The organism is Nocardioides sediminis, from assembly GCF_003047295.1.
GTDB lineage: Bacteria > Actinomycetota > Actinomycetes > Propionibacteriales > Nocardioidaceae > Nocardioides > Nocardioides sediminis.
Genome location: NZ_PZYZ01000001.1, coordinates 30759 through 46807, shown reverse-complemented (window position 1 = coordinate 46807; position 16049 = coordinate 30759). Strand labels below are relative to the sequence as shown.

Below are 16049 nucleotides of genomic sequence, written 5' to 3'. Positions count from 1 at the left end.
AACCACGGTTCCACATCATGGAACCTCTGGGAACCCCCGAGATCGAAGGAGCACCTGTGGGCGACGCGTCCAGCAGCGGCGGGGCCAGCGGCACCCGTGCCGTCGACCGGGCCGCCGACCTGGTGGCCACGGTGGTGCGGGCGGACGAGCCGCTGACCTTCGCCCACCTGCAGGACGCGAGCGGCCTCGCCAAGTCCACGACCTCGCGGATGCTGACGGCGCTCGAGCGGTCGGGCCTGCTGGAGCGCGACGCGGCCGGGTCCTACGTCGCCGGCCGGCTCTTCTGGCTGTACGCCGCGCGGCACGACCCGTGGGACGAGCTGGTGCGGCTCGCGCGCCCCGCGATGGAGGCGATCGGCGAGGACACGGGCGAGACGGTGCACCTGAGCGTGGCCCGCGGCGACCGGGTCGTGCAGGTGGCGCAGGTCGACTCGACGTACCTCCTGGGGACCCGCGACTGGACCGAGGTCGACGTGCCCGCCCACTGCTCGGCGCTGGGCAAGGTGCTGCTGGCTTGGGGTGCGCTCACGCCGCCCGAGGGCTCGCTGGAGGGACTGACCCCGGCGACCGTCACCAGCCACGAGGAGCTGCGCCGGGACGGGGCGCGGACCCGTGAGCGCGGGTGGGCGGTCACCACCGACGAGCTGGAGATCGGCCTCAGCGGCGTCGCCGTACCCGTCTTCGGGGTGCACGGCGACGTCGTCGCTGCGCTCGGCATCTCCGGCCCCACCCCCCGGCTGGAGGAGCGGGCCGACGACCTCGGCGACCGCCTCCTCGAGCACGCCACCCGGCTCTCCACCCTGTTGCGCGGAACCCCCCACGACAGCACGCCACACAACCACGAGGAGGTGGTCGCATGACTCCCGAGGAGATCCTGCAGGGCCTGTATGACGAGACGCTGGTCGGCAACGGCCCCCGCGTCCTCGAGCTGACGGAGGAGGGACTGGGCGCCGGCATGGAGCCCCAGACGCTCCTCTTCGACGCGCTCATCCCCTCCCTCGAGGAGGTCGGCGCCCGCTTCGAGCGCGGCGACTTCTTCGTCCCCGAGATGCTCATCGCCGGCCGCGCGATGGCCGGCGCGATGGAGCGGCTCCGCCCCCTCCTGGCCGAGACCGGCGTGCAGACCATCGGCAAGTTCCTGATGGGCACGGTCAAGGGCGACGTCCACGACATCGGCAAGAACCTGGTCAACATCATGCTCGAGGGGGCCGGCTTCGAGGTCGTCGACCTCGGGGTGCAGGTGGCGCCGGAGAAGTTCGTCTCCGCGATCGAGGAGCACCAGCCCGACATCGTCGGCTTCTCCGCGTTCCTCACCACCACGATGCCGATGTTCAAGGCCAACATGAACGCCCTGGAGAAGGCCGGCATCCGCGACAGCGTGATCGTGATGGTGGGCGGTGCACCCGTCACCCAGGAGTACGCCGACGCGGTCGGCGCCGACGGCTACGCCGCGGACGCCTCGCAGACGGTCAAGCGGGCCAAGCGCCTGCTCGAGGAGAAGCGCGCGAAGGTGCCGGCCTGATGCTGCACACCGTCCTCCGCTCCGCGACCAAGGAGGTCGTGCTCGGCCACGACCGCCCGTTCTGCCTCATCGGCGAGCGCATCAACCCCACCGGCCGGCGCATCTTCCAGGAACAGCTCCGCGAGGGCGACCTGTCGGCCATCGAGCGCGACGTGCGCGCCCAGGTCGAGGGCGGCGCCGACGTCCTCGACGTCAACATGGGCGTCCCGCTCACCGACGAGCCCGAGCTGCTGGCCAAGGCGATCCAGATGGTCCAGGGCCTCACCGACCTGCCGATCTGCATCGACTCCTCGGTCGTCGAGGCGCTCGAGGCCGGGCTGTCGGTCTACCAGGGGCGCGCACTGGTCAACTCGGTCACCGCCGAGGACGAACGCCTCGAGCTCATCCTCCCGCTGGTCAAGAAGCACGACGCCGCGATCATCGCGCTGCCCAACGACCACGACGAGATCCCGATGGAGGCCGACAAGCGCGTCGAGCTGACCCGCAAGATCGTGCGGGTGGCGACCGAGGAGTACGGCATCGACGCGGGCGACATCGTCATCGACCCGCTGGCCATGCCCATCGGCGCCGACACCACCACCTCGCTGGTGACCTTCGAGGTGATGCGCCGCATCCGCGACGAGATCGGGGTCAACATGACCTGCGGCGCGTCCAACGTCTCCTTCGGCATGCCGGACCGGCACACCCTCAACGCCGCCTGGCTACCGATGGCGATGACCTCGGGCCTGACCAGCGCGATCATGGACACCCGCACGCCGAAGGTCGTCGAGGCGGTCAAGGCCGCCGACGTGTTCCTCGGCCACGACGACTGGGGCATGGCGTGGATCTCGGCGCACCGGGCCAAGCAGGCGGCTTCCGGCACGTGAGGGCACCGCGATGACCCAGCCCGACGGGCCCGACTTCTCCCTCGCCGACGTCGCCCGCGAGGGCCTCATCGAGCGACCGGGCACCGAGCCGGCGCCCCACGACGGCACCGGGCGGGTCGACCTCGACTTCACGGTCCACACCCGCGGCGAGGACGGCACGGACGTCCCACCGACCCGCCGCGCCGTCCGGGTGCCGCCCGGCGTCACGGTGTTCGACGCGGCCTCGTGGAACGGCATCGCCATCGACTCCACCTGCGGCGGCCACGGCACGTGCCACAAGTGCAAGGTCCGGGTCGAGGGCGGCACGGTCCCGGTGACCCGGCACGACACCCGGACCTTCACACCGGCCCAGGTCGCCGACGGCTGGCGGCTGGGCTGCCTGGTGCACGCCACCCGCGACCTCAGCGTCGAGGTGCCGCCCCTGACCACCCGGCCCAAGGCCGCGACGGTCGGCATCGGCCGCCAGGTGATCCTGCGGCCCGCCGTCCAGAAGCGGTACGTCGAGCTCGCCGAGCCCACGCTGGCCGACCAGCGCACCGACCTCGCGCGGCTGACCGAGGCGATCGACGACCTCGAGCTCACCGCCGACGTCCACGTGCTGCGCCGGCTCCCGACCGTGCTGCGCGAGGCGGACTTCAAGGTGACCGCCGTGGTCGTCGACGAGGACCTCGTCGACGTGGAGCCGGGCGACACCACCGCGGCCCGCTACGCGATCGCCTTCGACCTCGGCACCACCACCGTGGTCGGCACCCTGCTCGACGTCGCCACCGGCACCCCGCTCGCGGTGACCTCGGTGCTCAACGGCCAGCAGCCCTTCGGGGGCGACGTGATCACCCGGATCAGCGCGACGATGATGGACAAGGAGGCGCTCGGTCGCCTGCAGGCCGCCGCCGGGGCGACCCTGTCCGACGTCGCCGCCCGGGTCTGTCGCGAGGGGGGCGTCGACCCGACGCAGGTCTACGAGGTGGCGGTCGCCGGCAACGCCACCATGACCGCCCTCGCCCTGGGCATCGACCCCGAGCCCCTGGGCGTGGCCCCCTTCGTCATGTCCTCCGCGCAGCCGCCCACGGTCCTGGCCTCCGACCTCGGGCTGTCGGTGCACCCTCGGGCCCGCGCCTACTTCTTCCCCGCCCTGGGCGCCTACGTCGGCGGCGACATCGTGGCGGGCATGCTCGCCACGGGCATGGACCGCGACAAGCGCACGCGGCTCTTCATCGACGTCGGCACCAACTGCGAGATCGTCCTCAGCGACGGCGACACCATCGTGTCCACGGCCGCGCCCGCCGGGCCGGCCTTCGAGGGCGGCGCCATCCGGTGCGGGATGCGGGCCGCCGACGGGGCCATCGAGGTGGTCACGGTCGACCCGGCGGCCGAGGGGGACGAGCCGGCGGTGACGCTCGGCGTGATCGGGGACGTGGAGCCCCGCGGCCTGTGCGGCTCCGGGCTGGTGGACGCGGTCTCCGAGCTCGTGCGGGTCGGGCTGCTGGACTCCTCGGGACGGCTGGTGCCGGACGAGGAGGCCCTCCGGATCGCCCCCGCGCTGGCCGACCGGATGGCCCGTGTGGGCGAGGAGCGGGTGTTCCTGCTCCACCGGCCCACGGCGGACGCCGAGCCGGCCGAGTGCGTCTACCTCTCCCAGCGGGACGTCCGCGAGCTCCAGTTCGCCAAGGCGGCCATCTCCACGGGCTGGTCGCTCCTGCTCGAGGAGCTCGGCCTCGAGCAGCGCGACGTCCAGCAGGTGCTGCTCGCCGGCTCGTTCGGCAGCTATCTCTCCCCCGCGTCCGCGGTCCGGATCGGCCTGGTGCCGCGGCTGCCGGTGCTGCGGATCGTCGCCGCCGGCAACGTGGCCGGGGAGGGCGCCAAGATGGCCCTGCTCTCCGTGCGCGAGCGCGCGGGGGCGCTGGCGCTGCTCGAGGAGGTGACCTATGTCGAGCTCTCGGACCGCGCCGACTTCAACGACGCCTTCGTCGAGCAGCTCGCGTTCGGCTCCTGAGGGCCGGGTCGCGCTGATCGCCTGCGGAGCGCTCGCGCAGCCGGCCGCCGCGGTGGTCGCCCGGCGCGGGTGGCCCGTCGACGTGCACCCCCTCCCCCCGCTGCTGCACAACCACCCGGAGCGGATCGCCGCGGAGGTGCGCGCCATCGCGGAGCGTCTCGCGCCGTCGTACGAGCGGGTGGTGGTGGGGTACGCCGACTGCGGGACCTACGGCGCCCTCGACGAGGTGTGCCGCGAGCTCGGCCTCGCCCGGCTGCCGGGTCTGCACTGCTACGACGTGTACGCCGGCGCCGACCGGCTCGAGCGCTTCTTCGACGAGCAGCCCGGCACCTACCTCCTGACCGACTTCCTCGCCCGATCGTTCGCGCGCACGGTGCTCCAGGAGCTCGGGCTGGACCGGTACCCCGAGCTGCGCGACACCTACTTCGGCCACTACACCCGGATGGTCTGGCTGGCGCAGGAGCCGGACGACGAGCTGCGTCGCCTGGCCGAGCAGGCGGCCGCGAGCGTCGGGCTGCCCCTCACCGTCGTGGAGACCGGGGACCACGGGCTCGAGCGCGCCCTGGCCGCCCTCGTCGCGTGACCGGGCGCTTCCGTACCGCTGAACCGTGCCGACCTCCCCCCTTCTTGACCGCTCCAGCGCGACGAAACTGCCCGGTCGGCATCTTCCAGCGCGACGGAACTGCCCGGTCGGCGTCAGCTCAGCGGTCGGCGCGGAGCCGCTCCAGCAGGTCGACGCGCCAGGCCTCGGTCTCGGCCACCTGGTTGAAGGTGAAGACGTGCAGCCCCTCCACGAGCGCGCCGGGCTCCCCCAGCGCGGGGGCGCACCGCTCGAGGAAGCGCTCGCCGGTGAACCCGCCCGGCGAGGCGAGCCGGGCGAGCGTGCCACGGTGCTTGACCAGGAAGCGTGTGGACTCACCGACGCCGATCCGGGTCGCCATGGTCACCAGCTTGGCGCGTTCCACCGGCCCGGGGACGCCGAGCAGCAGCGGCATGGTGACACCGCGGGCTCGCAGCCGGCGGATCCAGTCCCGGACGACACCCGGGTCGAAGGTGAGGTTGCTGACGATGTGCGTCGCGTGCTGCCGCTTGTCCCACATCGACTGCACCGTCAGGTCGTCGCTGATCGTCGGGTGCGACTCCGGGTAGCCGGTGATCCCCACCTGCTCGAACGGGTCGCCGAGGGCGCCGAGGTCCCGGAGCACCCCGAGGGCGTCGACGTACTCGCCCGCCGGCTCGGCGTCGCCGCCGGGGACGAAGACCCGGGTGATGCCCTTGCCGGTGAGCCGCTCGACGATCTCGGCGAGCTCGTCGGGTCCGCTGATCATCCGGGCGGCGAGGTGGGGCACCGCGACGTAGCCGTGCCCGGCCAGCCGCTCGGCGAGGTCGAGCGTCGCCTCGAGGCCCTTGCCGGGCGAGGCGGTCACGGTCACCGCCAGGTCGCGCGGCACGTGTGCCAGCACCTTGTCCTCGGTGGAGGCGGTGGGCAGGACCTCGTAGCGTGCGTGCCGCAGCAGACGAGCCATCGTCTCGGCAATTCGCTTGTTGCGCATGGAGCAACTCGATTCGTGATGCGCATCAGACGTCGCCCACTGTAACGGCTCTGCCGGGCCCGGGTACAGGCCGGAAATCGCCTCAGGGCGGCCACCTGTGCGGTGACCGCCCTGAGGACGGGGTGCGGTGCGAGGACCGCGGTGGTGCCGGTCAGGCCGGCACCGGATGGGTCACTTGACGGTGACGGTGGCGCCGGCGGCCTCGAGGGCCTCCTTGGCCTTGTCCGCAGCGTCCTTGGCGACCTTCTCGAGGACCGGCTTGGGGGCGCTCTCGACGAGGTCCTTGGCCTCCTTCAGGCCGAGGGAGGTCAGGGCGCGCACCTCCTTGATGACGTTGATCTTCTTGTCACCAGCGGCCTCGAGGACGACGTCGAACTCGTCCTGCTCGGCAGCGGCGGCACCGGCGTCGCCGCCGGCGGCAGCGGCGCCCGGAGCGGCGGCAACGGCGACCGGAGCGGCGGCGGTGACGCCGAAGGTCTCCTCGAACTGCTTCACGAACTCGCTCAGCTCAATGAGGGTCATCTCCTTGAACGCGTCGAGCAGCTCGTCGGTGGTGAGCTTCGCCATGGTGGCGTTTCCTTCCGTTGGGTGGCCGGTGAGTGTTCCCCGGCCAGGGGTTTCAGGTGGTGTACGTCGGCCCGGTCAGGCGTCGGTGGACTCGGTCGCCTCGTCAGCGGCCTCGGCGTCGGCGGCCTCGGCGGCAGGCGCCTCGGTCTCCTCGGCAGGGGCGGCTTCCTCAGCGGCCGGGGTCTCCTCGGCAGCGGCCGGCGTGCCGGCACCACCTGCGAGGATCGAGGGGTCCTCGGTCGCCTTCGCCTCCAGGGCGCCGGCGAGCCGGGCAGCCTGGGCGAGCGGGGCGTTGAGGAGGTAGACGGCCTGGGACAGCGACGCGAGCATGCCGCCCGCGAGCTTGCCCAGCAGCACCTCACGCGACTCGAGGTCGGCCAGCTTGGCGACCTCGGAGGCGTCGAGGGACTTGCCGTCCAGGACACCGCCCTTGATGACGAGGGCGGGGTTTGCCTTGGCAAAGTCACGCAGACCCTTGGCTGCCTCGACCACGTCTCCATTGATGAAGGCGATGGCCGTGGGGCCGGTGAGCAGGTCGTCGAAGCCTTCGATGCCCACCTCGGTGGCGGCGATCTTGGCCAGCGTGTTCTTGACCACGGCGTAGTTGGCGTTCTCGCCGAGGGAGCGCCGCAGTTCCTGCAGCTGCTTCACGGTGAGACCGCGGTACTCGGTCAGCACAGCACCGGCGGCGTCGTTGAACGACTCAACGATCTCCGCAACGGCGGCAGTCTTTTCTGGCCGCGCCATGGGTCTCCTTCCGGATGTGACCACCGGCGGAGGACCCGTGAGACGACGAACGCCCCGAGCACAGGCTCGGGGCGTGGAACCGCACTACTGCGGTCGTGCTCCTCACCTGCGCTGGCCGTCCGCTGTCAGGCGGAACCTTCGGTCTCGGAGCTGATGCCCCTCGACTACCGGCGGTCTCTGGTTTCAGGGGCCAACAGTAGGGGGCGGGGCGCGGCCCGGACAAATCGGCGAAGCGCCCACGCGGAGCCGCCGGAGTTGGTTCCATGGTCCACGTGGACGACGACCTGAGCACCATCGGCACGACTCTGGCCCGCACCGAGGAGCGGATGCGAGGGGGCAGGCACGCGGCCGAGCGCCTGTGGCCCACCGGTTTCGGCGGCCTCGACCCCGTCATCGGGGGCGGCCTGCGGGCCGGCTCCCTGGTGCTGGTGGCCGGCGCCCAGGGCCTGGGCAAGACGACGTTCGCAGTGCAGGTCTGCCGCAACGTGGCCCGCTCCGGACGGCCCGTCCTGTACTTCTCCTACGAGCACGACGCCGAGGACCTCGTCCTCAAGCTGATGGCGATGGAGGCCGGCGAGCACAGCGACTCGCTCCAGGTCCGGCTCGCCACCATGCGGGAGGCGTTCGACGCGTCCGAGGCGGCCTCGATGGACGAGCGCCTCGCCGGCGTCCCCGGCGCCCTGCCCGCGCTCGCCACCGTGCGTGGGTACGCCGAGTGGCTGTTCGTGCACCGCTCGACCGGCAGCCGCACCGACCTCGGCGTCATCCGGGAGCGGATCGAGGAGGTGCACGCAGCTACCGGCACGATGCCGCTCGTCGTCGTCGACTACCTGCAGAAGGTGCTCGTCCCGGGCGCGCCGATGGACGAGCACGAGCGCAGCACCACCATCGTCGAGGGGCTCAAGGACCTCGCCATCGACATCTCGGCGCCGGTGCTGGCCGTCGTCGCGGCCGACAAGCAGGCGCTGCGCTCGGGCACCCGGATGCGGACCCACCACCTGCGCGGATCCTCGGCCCTGGCCTACGAGGCCGATGTCATCCTGGTGCTGAGCAGCAAGTTCGACGTCGTCGCCCGGCACCACCTCACCTACGACCTGGGCAACGCCGAGCGCTTCCGGGACTGGGCCGTGCTGAGCGTCGAGAAGAACCGGTTCGGCCGCGACGGCGTCGACCTGGAGTACCGGAAGCGGTTCGAGCAGGGGCGGTTCGAGGCCGAGGGCCACGAGGTCAAGGAGCAGCTCATCGACGACCGGGTCTTCGTCGAGTAGGTCCGGGCCGACCGTGCCGGCCGGCCCGGGCCGGCTCTCACATCCCCGGCATCCGGCCCGAGACCTCCGAGGCCGGCGGCGCCTCGATGGTCACGTCGCTGCCGTAGTCGGAGTAGGTGCCCTCGGTCGTGGTCGTGCTGGGCTCGGCACCACCAGCGGCCGGCAGCTCGAGCTCCTGGCGGAACTGTCGCGGCAGGTCGTCGGCGTCGACCCACATCTCCACGGCGATGTCCTCGGGCAGCGACGTCGCCATCTGGGCGGGGATCCCCATGGCGTCGGCGTAGGCCGAGGTGTCCATGACGACCTCGTAGTGGTTGGTCTCCACCCCGTCGACCTCCTCGGTGCCGAGGAGCTCGAAGGACTTGGGCTCCTCCATCGCCTTGAACATCAGCTGCGGGTCGGTGGACTTGCCGAGCATCCCGAAGAGGCTGTTGGGGTCGCTCATGTCGACCTTGAACCACTTCTTGTCCCCGAGGTCCATGCCCATCCCGCTCATGTAGAGGACCTTGTCGAGCACGATCATCTCGAGCTCCTGGGTGCCCTGGGCGGTGCCGCTGGCCTGGAGGTCGACTCCCTGGTCGTCGTACCGCATGACGCCGTCCATCTCCATGCTCCCCGCGTCGGAGCCCTCGGTGCTGGAGCTGAGCGTAAAGGCGAAGGTCTCGGCCTCCTGGAGGGCCTCCATCACGGCGGGGTAGAACTCTGCGGCCTCGAGCTCCTCGAGGTCACCGCTCGGCTCGTCCCCCTCGGAGTCGCCGGCGGACTCCTCGCTCGACTCGCTGGTGTCGCTGCCGGTGGCTCCCTCCGAGCCGCTGTCGCCGCCGCAGGCCGCGGTGGTGAGGGCAAGGCTGGTCAGCAGGGTGGCGACGCCGAGGCGACGGGCCAGGGTGGGGCGGGCCATGAGGGCTCCTTCGTGTGGTGGGTGCGACCGGGCGTCCATCCGGCCGTCCCCGTGACAAGCCCGGCGTGTCGACCCCCGTCCGCCCCCTCATCCTCCCACCCGGCCCCAGCACACGACGACGCCCCGGCCATCACGGGGATGACCGGGGCGTCGGTGGAGCGTGCCAGGCGGAGCCTGGGAGGGGTCAGGCCTGCTCGTCCTCGGCCGCGACGTTCTTGGTGCGGTTTGGGTCGACCTGGACGCCGGGGCCCATGGTCGTGGAGACGGTGACCTTCTTGATGTAGCGGCCCTTGGAGCTGGCCGGCTTGAGACGCAGCACCTCCTCGAGGGCGGCGGCGTAGTTCTCCGCGAGCTGGACCTCGGAGAAGGACGCCTTGCCGATGATGAAGTGCAGGTTGGCGTGGCGGTCGACGCGGAACTCGATCTTGCCGCCCTTGATGTCCGTGACGGCCTTGGCGACGTCGGGGGTCACCGTGCCGGTCTTGGGGTTGGGCATCAGGGAGCGGGGGCCGAGGACGCGGCCCAGACGGCCGACCTTGCCCATCATGTCGGGCGTCGCGACGACGGCGTCGAAGTCGAGCCAGCCGCCGTTGACCTTCTCGATCAGCTCGTCGCCACCGACGAAGTCGGCGCCGGCCTCACGGGCGGCCTCGGCCTTGTCGGCGTTGGCGAACACCAGGACACGGGCGGTCTTGCCGGTGCCGTGCGGGAGGTTGACGGTGCCACGGACCATCTGGTCGGCCTTGCGCGGGTCGACGCCGAGGCGCATGACGACGTCCACGGTCTCGTCGAACTTCTTCTTCGAGCCGCCCTTGGCGATCTTGATGGCGGCCAGCGGGGCGTAGAGCTCGTCCTTGTCGAACTGCTCGGCCGCCGCGCGGTAGGTCTTGCTGCGCTGCATGTCTGTCTCTTTTCGTCAGTTGTGGTCAGTGGACCAGCGCGGTCCTGCCACGGGGTGTCGGCTGGGAGCCGGGATGTCCGCCGCGTCGTACGACGCTCGCGGGGGTGGTCAGTCGGTGGTGACGCCCATGGAGCGGGCGGTGCCCTCGACGATCTTCATCGCGGCGTCGATGTCGTTGGCGTTGAGGTCGGGCAGCTTGGTCTGCGCGATCTCGCGCACCTGGTCCTTGGTCAGCTTGCCGACCTTGTCCTTGTGCGGGACGCCGGAGCCCTTGGAGAGGCCGGCGGCCTTCTTGATCAGCTCGGCGGCCGGAGGGGTCTTGGTGATGAACTCGAAGGACCGGTCCTCGTAGATCGTGATCTCGACGGGGATCACGTTGCCGCGCATCGACTCGGTCTGCGCGTTGTAGGCCTTGCAGAAGTCCATGATGTTAACGCCGTGCGGACCGAGCGCGGTACCGACCGGCGGGGCCGGGGTCGCGGCACCGGCCTGGAGCTGCACCTTGACGAGCGCAGCGATCTTCTTCTTGGGAGGCATGTTCTCTTCCTGTTCTCTGTGGTCCTGACGAGGGCGGGTGCCCCCTGCCACGGGTGTTGCGGGTGAGCGTCAGACCTTCTGGATCTGGCTGAAGCTCAGCTCGACCGGGGTCTCCCGGCCGAAGATCTCGACGAGGGCCTTGACCCTCTGGGACTCGGCGTTGATCTCGGTGATCGTCGCGTGCAGCGTGGCGAACGGGCCGTCGACCACCATGACCGAGTCGGAGACGTCGAAGTCGGCGACCTCGACGGGCTTCTTGGCCGCGGCGGCCGCGGCGGGCTTGTCACCGGCGGCGGCGGCGGCCTCGGCCTCGGCGACCGCGACGACGGCGGGCGCGAGCATGTCCTCGACCTCGCTCATGCTCAGCGGCACGGGCTGGTGGCTGTGGCCGACGAAGCCGGTGACCGACGGCGTGTGGCGCACGGCCGACCACGACTCGTCGGTGAGGTCCATGCGGACCAGGACGTAGCCGGGCAGGACGGTGCGGGTGACCATCTTGCGCTGGCCGTTCTTGATCTCGGCGACCTCTTCGGTGGGGACCACGATCTCGTGGATGTAGTCCTCCATGTTGAGGGAGATGATGCGGTTCTCGAGGTTCTGCTTGACCCGCTTCTCCATGCCGGAGTAGGTGTGCACGACGAACCAGTCGCCGGGCTTGGCCCACAGCTCGCGGCGGAAGGCCTCGAGCGGGTCCTCGGCGGCCGCCTCGTCGGAGACCTCCTCGGTCGACTCGTCGGCGGTCTCGTCGCCGGAGTCGGCGAGCGGAGCGTCGCCCTCGGCGTCGCTGAGGGCCTCGGTGGTCAGGGAGGCGTCCGCGGTCTCGACCCCGGACGGCACGGACTCGTCGGTCACCGCGTCGTCGCCGGCGTCCTGCGACGCGACCTCGGGGGTCTCGTCGGCGGACGCCTCGGCGTCGTGCTGGTCCGGGGAGTCGTACTGGTCGGACACTTGTGGCTCCGTCACGTCGATGAACTGGGTTCCCGGCCGGGTGTCCGGTCGGGGTGGGCAGGGGAGGTGCGCCGGTCGGGCCGGCGCTCGGTCACTGGTTGGAGTTGCCCGTGAACATCGCGAAGACGAGCCTGCCGAAGGCCAGGTCGAGGGCCGACACGAAGGCCATCATCACGATCACGAACACCATCACGACGAGGAAGTAGGTGGTCAGCTGCTGCTGCGTCGGCCAGACGACCTTGCGGAGCTCGGCGACCACCTGACGGTAGAAGGTGGCCGGGCCCGTGCGCTTGCGGTCGGCACCACGCGATCCCTCGCGCGGCTCGTGCACAGCCGGGGTGTCCGACACGCCTGCCACCTCTCCTCGTCGATCCGTTGTCACTGCAGTTCGTTGTCACTGCGATTCATTGTCACTGCAGCCTGTGCTGCGGTGTTGCGCTTTGCAGGGCACGAGGGACTTGAACCCCCAACCTTCGGTTTTGGAGACCGATGCTCTGCCAGTTGAGCTAGTGCCCTCCGACGGTCCTCCCCGGCGCCTGCCGCACCCCGGTGAGGGCATGGCGAAGCATTGGGGAATCCACCAAACGGGAAGCATACGGGGCTGCCCCCAGCCGCGTCGAACCGGCGTCGCCCCCTACGATCGCGGGCATGGGTCACGGCCGGGACGACGGGGGCACCACCGCAGCCGAGCGCCGCGACGTGCACGCCCTGCCGAAGGCCCACCTGCACCTGCACTTCACCGGCTCCATGCGGCACGACACCCTCCTCGAGCTCGCCGAGCGGGACGGCATCGCGCTCCCCGACTCGCTCGTCGAGGACTGGCCGCCCCAGCTCTCGGCCGCCGACGAGAAGGGCTGGTTCCGCTTCCAGCGCCTCTACGACGTGGCCCGGTCGGTGCTCCGCACCCCCGACGACGTACGACGCCTGGTCCGGGAGGCCGCCGAGGACGACGTCGCCGACGGCGGGCGCTGGCTGGAGATCCAGGTGGACCCGAGCGGGTACGCCGCCCGGTTCGGCGGCATCACCGCCTTCACCGACCTGGTCCTGGACTGCGTGCGCGACGCCACCCGTCGCACCGGCCTGCCGATCGCCGTCGTCATCGCGGCCAACCGCACGCGGCACCCGCTCGACGCCCGCACGCTGGCCCGGCTCGCCGCGCAGTACGCCGACCGCGGTGTCGTGGGCTTCGGCCTCTCCAACGACGAGCGCCGCGGCGTGACGAGCGAGTTCGCGCCGGCGTTCGCGATCGCCGAGCGGGCGGGCCTGCTGCTGGCCCCGCACGGCGGCGAGCTCCGGGGGCCGGACCACGTCCGCCGGTGCCTCGACGACCTCCACGCCGACCGGCTCGGCCACGGGGTGCGGTCCGTCGAGGACCCGGAGCTGCTGGACCGGGTCGTCGAGGCCGGCGTGGCGCTGGAGGTCTGCCCGGTCTCCAACGTCGCCCTCGGGGTCTACTCCGACCTCACCTCGGTGCCGCTCCCCCAGCTCATGGCCGCCGGTGCCACGATCGCGCTGGGGGCCGACGACCCGCTGCTCTTCGGCTCCCGGCTGGCCGGCCAGTACGCCACGATGCGGGCCGCCCACGACCTGACCGACGCCGAGCTCGCGTCGCTGGCGCGGTCCTCCTTCGTCGCCTCTCGGGCGCCCGAGGACGTGCGCAGCCGGGCCCTCGCCGAGGTGGACGCGTGGCTGTCCGGCCCGATCGGCGCGACGGAGGCGGTCCCGGCTGCGACGATGGTCCGGTGAGCAACCAGGACGAGCCGGCCAAGCCCGAGCCGGGGCACGGCCCCGACGACTACATGCGGACCAACCCGGACGGGTCGCAGACCCCGCAGTACCCCGGGCAGGGGTCCGAGCCGCCGAGCAACCCCTACGGCTCGGCCGAGACGTCGTCGTACGGAGCGCCGCCGACCCACTCGCCCTACGGCGCCCCCGGGGAGCCGCCCACGCAGCCGTACGCCGCCCAGCCGCCGTACGGCCAGGCTCCCTACGGCCAGGCTCCCTACGGCCAGCCGGGACAGCCCTACGGCTACGGGCAGGGCTACGCCACCCCGCCGCCGCACCCCTCCTCGACGACCGCGATGGTGCTCGGGCTCGTCTCGCTGATCGGCCTGTTCATCTGCGTGGTGCCGATCGTGATGGCGCCCTTCGCGTGGGTGACCGGCGGCCGCGTGGTCAAGGCCATCGACGCCGAGCCCGGACGCTGGAGCGGTCGCGAGCAGGCACAAGCGGGACGGATCATGGGGATGATCGGCACCGCGATCCTGGTGCTCATCGTCCTCGCCGTCGTCGCGTTCATCGTGTTGTTCGCGGCGGTCGGGGTCAGCACCTACGAGACGACGAGCGGCTACGAGTCCGACCTGTAGGGGTCAGAGCTCGCACCCGACGAGCACCGGCTCGTTGACCAGCCGGACGCCGTACGCCGCCTCGACGCCGTCGCGGACCTCGCGGGCCAGGGCCAGCAGGTCCTCGGTGCTCGCGCCGCCGCGGTTGGTCAGCGCCAGCGTGTGCTTGGTCGAGAGGCTGGCCCGCCCGCCGCGCACGTCCAGGCCGTGCCCCTTGCCGAAGCCCGCACGCTCGATGAGCCACGCGGCGCTGGACTTGACCCGGCCGTCAGGCTGCTTCCACCGGGGGGCGTCGTCGGGCAGCGCCGCGGCCTGCTCGGGGGTGAGGAACGGGTTGGTGAAGAACGAGCCCGCGCTCCACGTGTCGTGGTCAGCCGCGTCGAGGACCATGCCCTTGCCGGACCGCAGGGCGAGCACGGCCTCGCGCACGGCGGCGAGCGGGGCGCGACCGCCCTGCTCGACGTCCAGCGTGCGGGCGAGCTCGGCGTAGGCCACCGGAGCGCCGAGCGACCCGGTGCGGAGCTGGAAGTCGACGCTCAGCACGACGTGCCGCGTGGGGTCCGCCTTGAAGCGGGAGGTCCGGTAGCCGAAGTCGCAGTCGGCGGCCGCGAAGGTGCGGACGCCGCGCAGGGTCCGGTCCCAGACCCGCACCGAGGCGATCGTCTGGCTCACCTCCTGGCCGTAGGCGCCGACGTTCTGGATCGGGGTGGCCCCCACGCTGCCGGGGATCCCCGACAGCGCCTCGACGCCGACCCAGCCACGGTCCACGGCGGTGGCCACCAGGTCGTCCCAGCCCTCGCCGGCGGCGACCCGGACGACGACCCCGCCGCACACGGCTCCGTCGTCCTCGACGTCCGGGACGACGCCCGAGGTCGCCACCTCGACCACCCGTCCGTCGAAGCCCTCGTCGGCCACGACCAGGTTGCTGCCGCCCCCGAGGACGAGCACGGGGGTGCCGGCGGCGTCGGCCTCGGCGACCGCCTCGACGACCTCCTGCTCGGTGGTGGCCCGGACCCACTCGCGGGCGGGTCCGCCCAGTCGCAGGGTGGTGTGGTCGCGCAGCAGGGTGGGAGCCTCAGGCACGGACGACGGCCTTGGGCATGCCCAGCACCTTGGTGCCGTCGCAGGTCACCTCGAGGGAGAGGGTGGCCAGGCCGTCGGCGACGCCCTTGACGCTGCCGGCGACCACGACCTCGGCCGCCCCGTCGGCGGGGACGACAACGGGCTGGGTGAACTTGCAGCCGAGCTCGACGACCTCGGCTCCCCCGGTCCACTCCTCGACAGCGCGGCCGACCAGGCCGAGGGTGTACATGCCGTGGGCGATGACGCCGGGCAGCCCGACGCTGCGGGCGACCTCCTCGTCCTGGTGGATCGGGTTGGGGTCACCGGCCGCCTCCGCGTAGGCGACGAGGTCGGCGCGGGTGATGGCGAAGGTGCGCGGCTCGAAGGTGTCGCCGGGGTTCATGACGTCTCCTGCCCGCCGGAGTGGACCAGGGTCGCGCGGCCGGTGCAGACCAGGGCCCCGTCGCCGTCGGTGATGGCGCTGCTGGTGCCGATGATGTCGGCGCCGCCGATCTGGCGCAGGCTCACCACGCCCAGGGTCGCGGTGAGCACGTCACCGACCCGCACCGGGCGCTCGTAGGCGAACCGCTGCTCGCCGTGCACGATGCGGAACAGGTCGATGTCCTCGGCGGCCAGGAACGCCTGCATGGCGTCGAAGGCCAGGACGATGGGGTACGTCGGGGGCACGGCGCCGCCGGCGTCGTACCGGGCCCCGAGGGAGGCGGCGAAGGCCGCCACGCGCTCCTCGGTCACCTCCAGCGGGGCGGTCGGGGGGAACTCGCGCCCCACGAGGGACTGGTCGACAGGCATGGAAGGAGCCTAAATGACACCGACCCGCC

At 71.9% G+C, this 16049-nt stretch carries 19 protein-coding genes and 1 tRNA gene; 8 read left to right on the top strand and 12 right to left on the bottom strand.

Translation table 11 applies throughout. The features are described 5' to 3' along the window. The first annotated feature begins 56 nt into the window (after positions 1–56). The 5 genes from DAI17_RS00250 to DAI17_RS00230 are packed head-to-tail and all read left to right on the top strand — an operon-like array spanning position 57 to position 4964. Positions 57–860 (top strand): IclR family transcriptional regulator, encoded by an 804-nt coding sequence (locus tag DAI17_RS00250; protein WP_199904866.1) that lies wholly within the window; start codon positions 57–59, stop codon positions 858–860. After that, the gene (locus DAI17_RS00245; protein WP_107770908.1) at positions 857–1522 is read left to right on the top strand and encodes a corrinoid protein; all 666 of its coding nucleotides are present in this window, start codon (positions 857–859) and stop codon (positions 1520–1522) included. Before DAI17_RS00250 ends, DAI17_RS00245 begins: the two co-directional genes overlap by 4 nt. Beyond that, the gene (locus DAI17_RS00240; protein ID WP_107770907.1) at positions 1522–2388 is read left to right on the top strand and encodes a dihydropteroate synthase; all 867 of its coding nucleotides are present in this window, start codon (positions 1522–1524) and stop codon (positions 2386–2388) included. Before DAI17_RS00245 ends, DAI17_RS00240 begins: the two co-directional genes overlap by 1 nt. Positions 2389–2398: 10 nt before the next feature. Continuing rightward, entirely contained in the window at positions 2399–4381 is a 1983-nt protein-coding gene (locus DAI17_RS00235; RefSeq protein WP_107770906.1) for an ASKHA domain-containing protein, read from the top strand. Continuing rightward, positions 4314–4964, top strand: a complete 651-nt coding sequence (locus DAI17_RS00230) for a DUF1638 domain-containing protein (RefSeq protein ID WP_199904865.1) — start codon at positions 4314–4316, stop codon at positions 4962–4964. The genes DAI17_RS00235 and DAI17_RS00230 overlap by 68 nt, the downstream gene beginning before the upstream one ends. 118 nt (positions 4965–5082) lie before the next feature. Here DAI17_RS00230 and DAI17_RS00225 read toward each other — a convergent pair whose 3' ends face one another. The 3 genes from DAI17_RS00225 to rplJ form a co-directional block, all read right to left on the bottom strand. Next, positions 5083–5934, bottom strand: a complete 852-nt coding sequence (locus DAI17_RS00225) for a methylenetetrahydrofolate reductase (RefSeq protein ID WP_199904864.1) — start codon at positions 5932–5934, stop codon at positions 5083–5085. 171 nt (positions 5935–6105) lie between these two features. Then, positions 6106–6501 (bottom strand): 50S ribosomal protein L7/L12, encoded by a 396-nt coding sequence (gene rplL / locus DAI17_RS00220; RefSeq protein WP_107770904.1) that lies wholly within the window; start codon positions 6499–6501, stop codon positions 6106–6108. 75 nt (positions 6502–6576) lie between these two features. After that, a complete protein-coding gene (gene rplJ / locus DAI17_RS00215; RefSeq protein ID WP_107770903.1) occupies positions 6577–7248 on the bottom strand; it encodes a 50S ribosomal protein L10 in 672 nt (223 codons plus the stop codon). Positions 7249–7520: 272 nt separating this feature from the next. Here rplJ and DAI17_RS00210 point away from each other — a divergent pair, with 272 nt between their 5' ends. Continuing rightward, complete coding sequence (locus tag DAI17_RS00210) at positions 7521–8516, top strand: DnaB-like helicase C-terminal domain-containing protein (protein ID WP_199904863.1); 996 nt, start codon at positions 7521–7523, stop codon at positions 8514–8516. A 37-nt stretch (positions 8517–8553) separates the two neighbouring features. Here DAI17_RS00210 and DAI17_RS00205 read toward each other — a convergent pair whose 3' ends face one another. The 6 genes from DAI17_RS00205 to DAI17_RS00180 all read right to left on the bottom strand — a co-directional run bounded on the left by DAI17_RS00205 (position 8554) and on the right by DAI17_RS00180 (position 12319). Continuing rightward, positions 8554–9417, bottom strand: a complete 864-nt coding sequence (locus tag DAI17_RS00205) for a LolA-like protein (RefSeq protein WP_107770901.1) — start codon at positions 9415–9417, stop codon at positions 8554–8556. Between the two features lie 184 nt (positions 9418–9601). Further along, positions 9602–10318 carry a 50S ribosomal protein L1 gene (gene rplA, locus DAI17_RS00200; RefSeq protein WP_107770900.1) on the bottom strand — a complete coding sequence of 239 codons (717 nt, stop codon included), beginning with the start codon at positions 10316–10318 and terminating at the stop codon, positions 9602–9604. A gap of 108 nt (positions 10319–10426) precedes the next feature. Then, positions 10427–10855, bottom strand: a complete 429-nt coding sequence (rplK, locus tag DAI17_RS00195) for a 50S ribosomal protein L11 (RefSeq protein ID WP_107770899.1) — start codon at positions 10853–10855, stop codon at positions 10427–10429. A gap of 69 nt (positions 10856–10924) precedes the next feature. After that, positions 10925–11803 (bottom strand): transcription termination/antitermination protein NusG, encoded by an 879-nt coding sequence (gene nusG, locus DAI17_RS00190; protein WP_234412051.1) that lies wholly within the window; start codon positions 11801–11803, stop codon positions 10925–10927. 91 nt (positions 11804–11894) lie between these two features. Further along, complete coding sequence (gene secE, locus DAI17_RS00185) at positions 11895–12152, bottom strand: preprotein translocase subunit SecE (protein ID WP_107770898.1); 258 nt, start codon at positions 12150–12152, stop codon at positions 11895–11897. 94 nt (positions 12153–12246) lie between these two features. Further along, positions 12247–12319, bottom strand: a tRNA-Trp gene (locus DAI17_RS00180). Positions 12320–12451: 132 nt separating this feature from the next. Between DAI17_RS00180 and DAI17_RS00175 the strand changes: the two genes are divergently transcribed. Together DAI17_RS00175 and DAI17_RS21150 are read left to right on the top strand one after the other, a co-directional pair. Next, positions 12452–13549: an adenosine deaminase gene (locus DAI17_RS00175; protein WP_107770897.1), complete on the top strand. Its 1098-nt coding sequence runs from the start codon at positions 12452–12454 to the stop codon at positions 13547–13549. Next, positions 13546–14169: a DUF4190 domain-containing protein gene (locus DAI17_RS21150; protein WP_199904862.1), complete on the top strand. Its 624-nt coding sequence runs from the start codon at positions 13546–13548 to the stop codon at positions 14167–14169. Before DAI17_RS00175 ends, DAI17_RS21150 begins: the two co-directional genes overlap by 4 nt. A 3-nt stretch (positions 14170–14172) precedes the next feature. On the opposite strand, the gene DAI17_RS00165 is transcribed toward DAI17_RS21150, so the two are convergent. Genes DAI17_RS00165 through DAI17_RS00155 form a run of 3 tightly spaced genes read right to left on the bottom strand, consistent with a single transcriptional unit; the run spans position 14173 to position 16020 of the window. Beyond that, positions 14173–15231 (bottom strand): UDP-N-acetylmuramate dehydrogenase, encoded by a 1059-nt coding sequence (locus DAI17_RS00165; RefSeq protein WP_199904861.1) that lies wholly within the window; start codon positions 15229–15231, stop codon positions 14173–14175. Continuing rightward, positions 15224–15613, bottom strand: coding sequence for a MaoC/PaaZ C-terminal domain-containing protein (locus DAI17_RS00160; protein WP_107770896.1), 390 nt, complete (start codon positions 15611–15613; stop codon positions 15224–15226). Before DAI17_RS00160 ends, DAI17_RS00165 begins: the two co-directional genes overlap by 8 nt. Next, positions 15610–16020 (bottom strand): FAS1-like dehydratase domain-containing protein, encoded by a 411-nt coding sequence (locus DAI17_RS00155; protein ID WP_107770895.1) that lies wholly within the window; start codon positions 16018–16020, stop codon positions 15610–15612. The genes DAI17_RS00160 and DAI17_RS00155 overlap by 4 nt, the downstream gene beginning before the upstream one ends. Between the last annotated feature and the right edge of the window lie 29 nt (positions 16021–16049).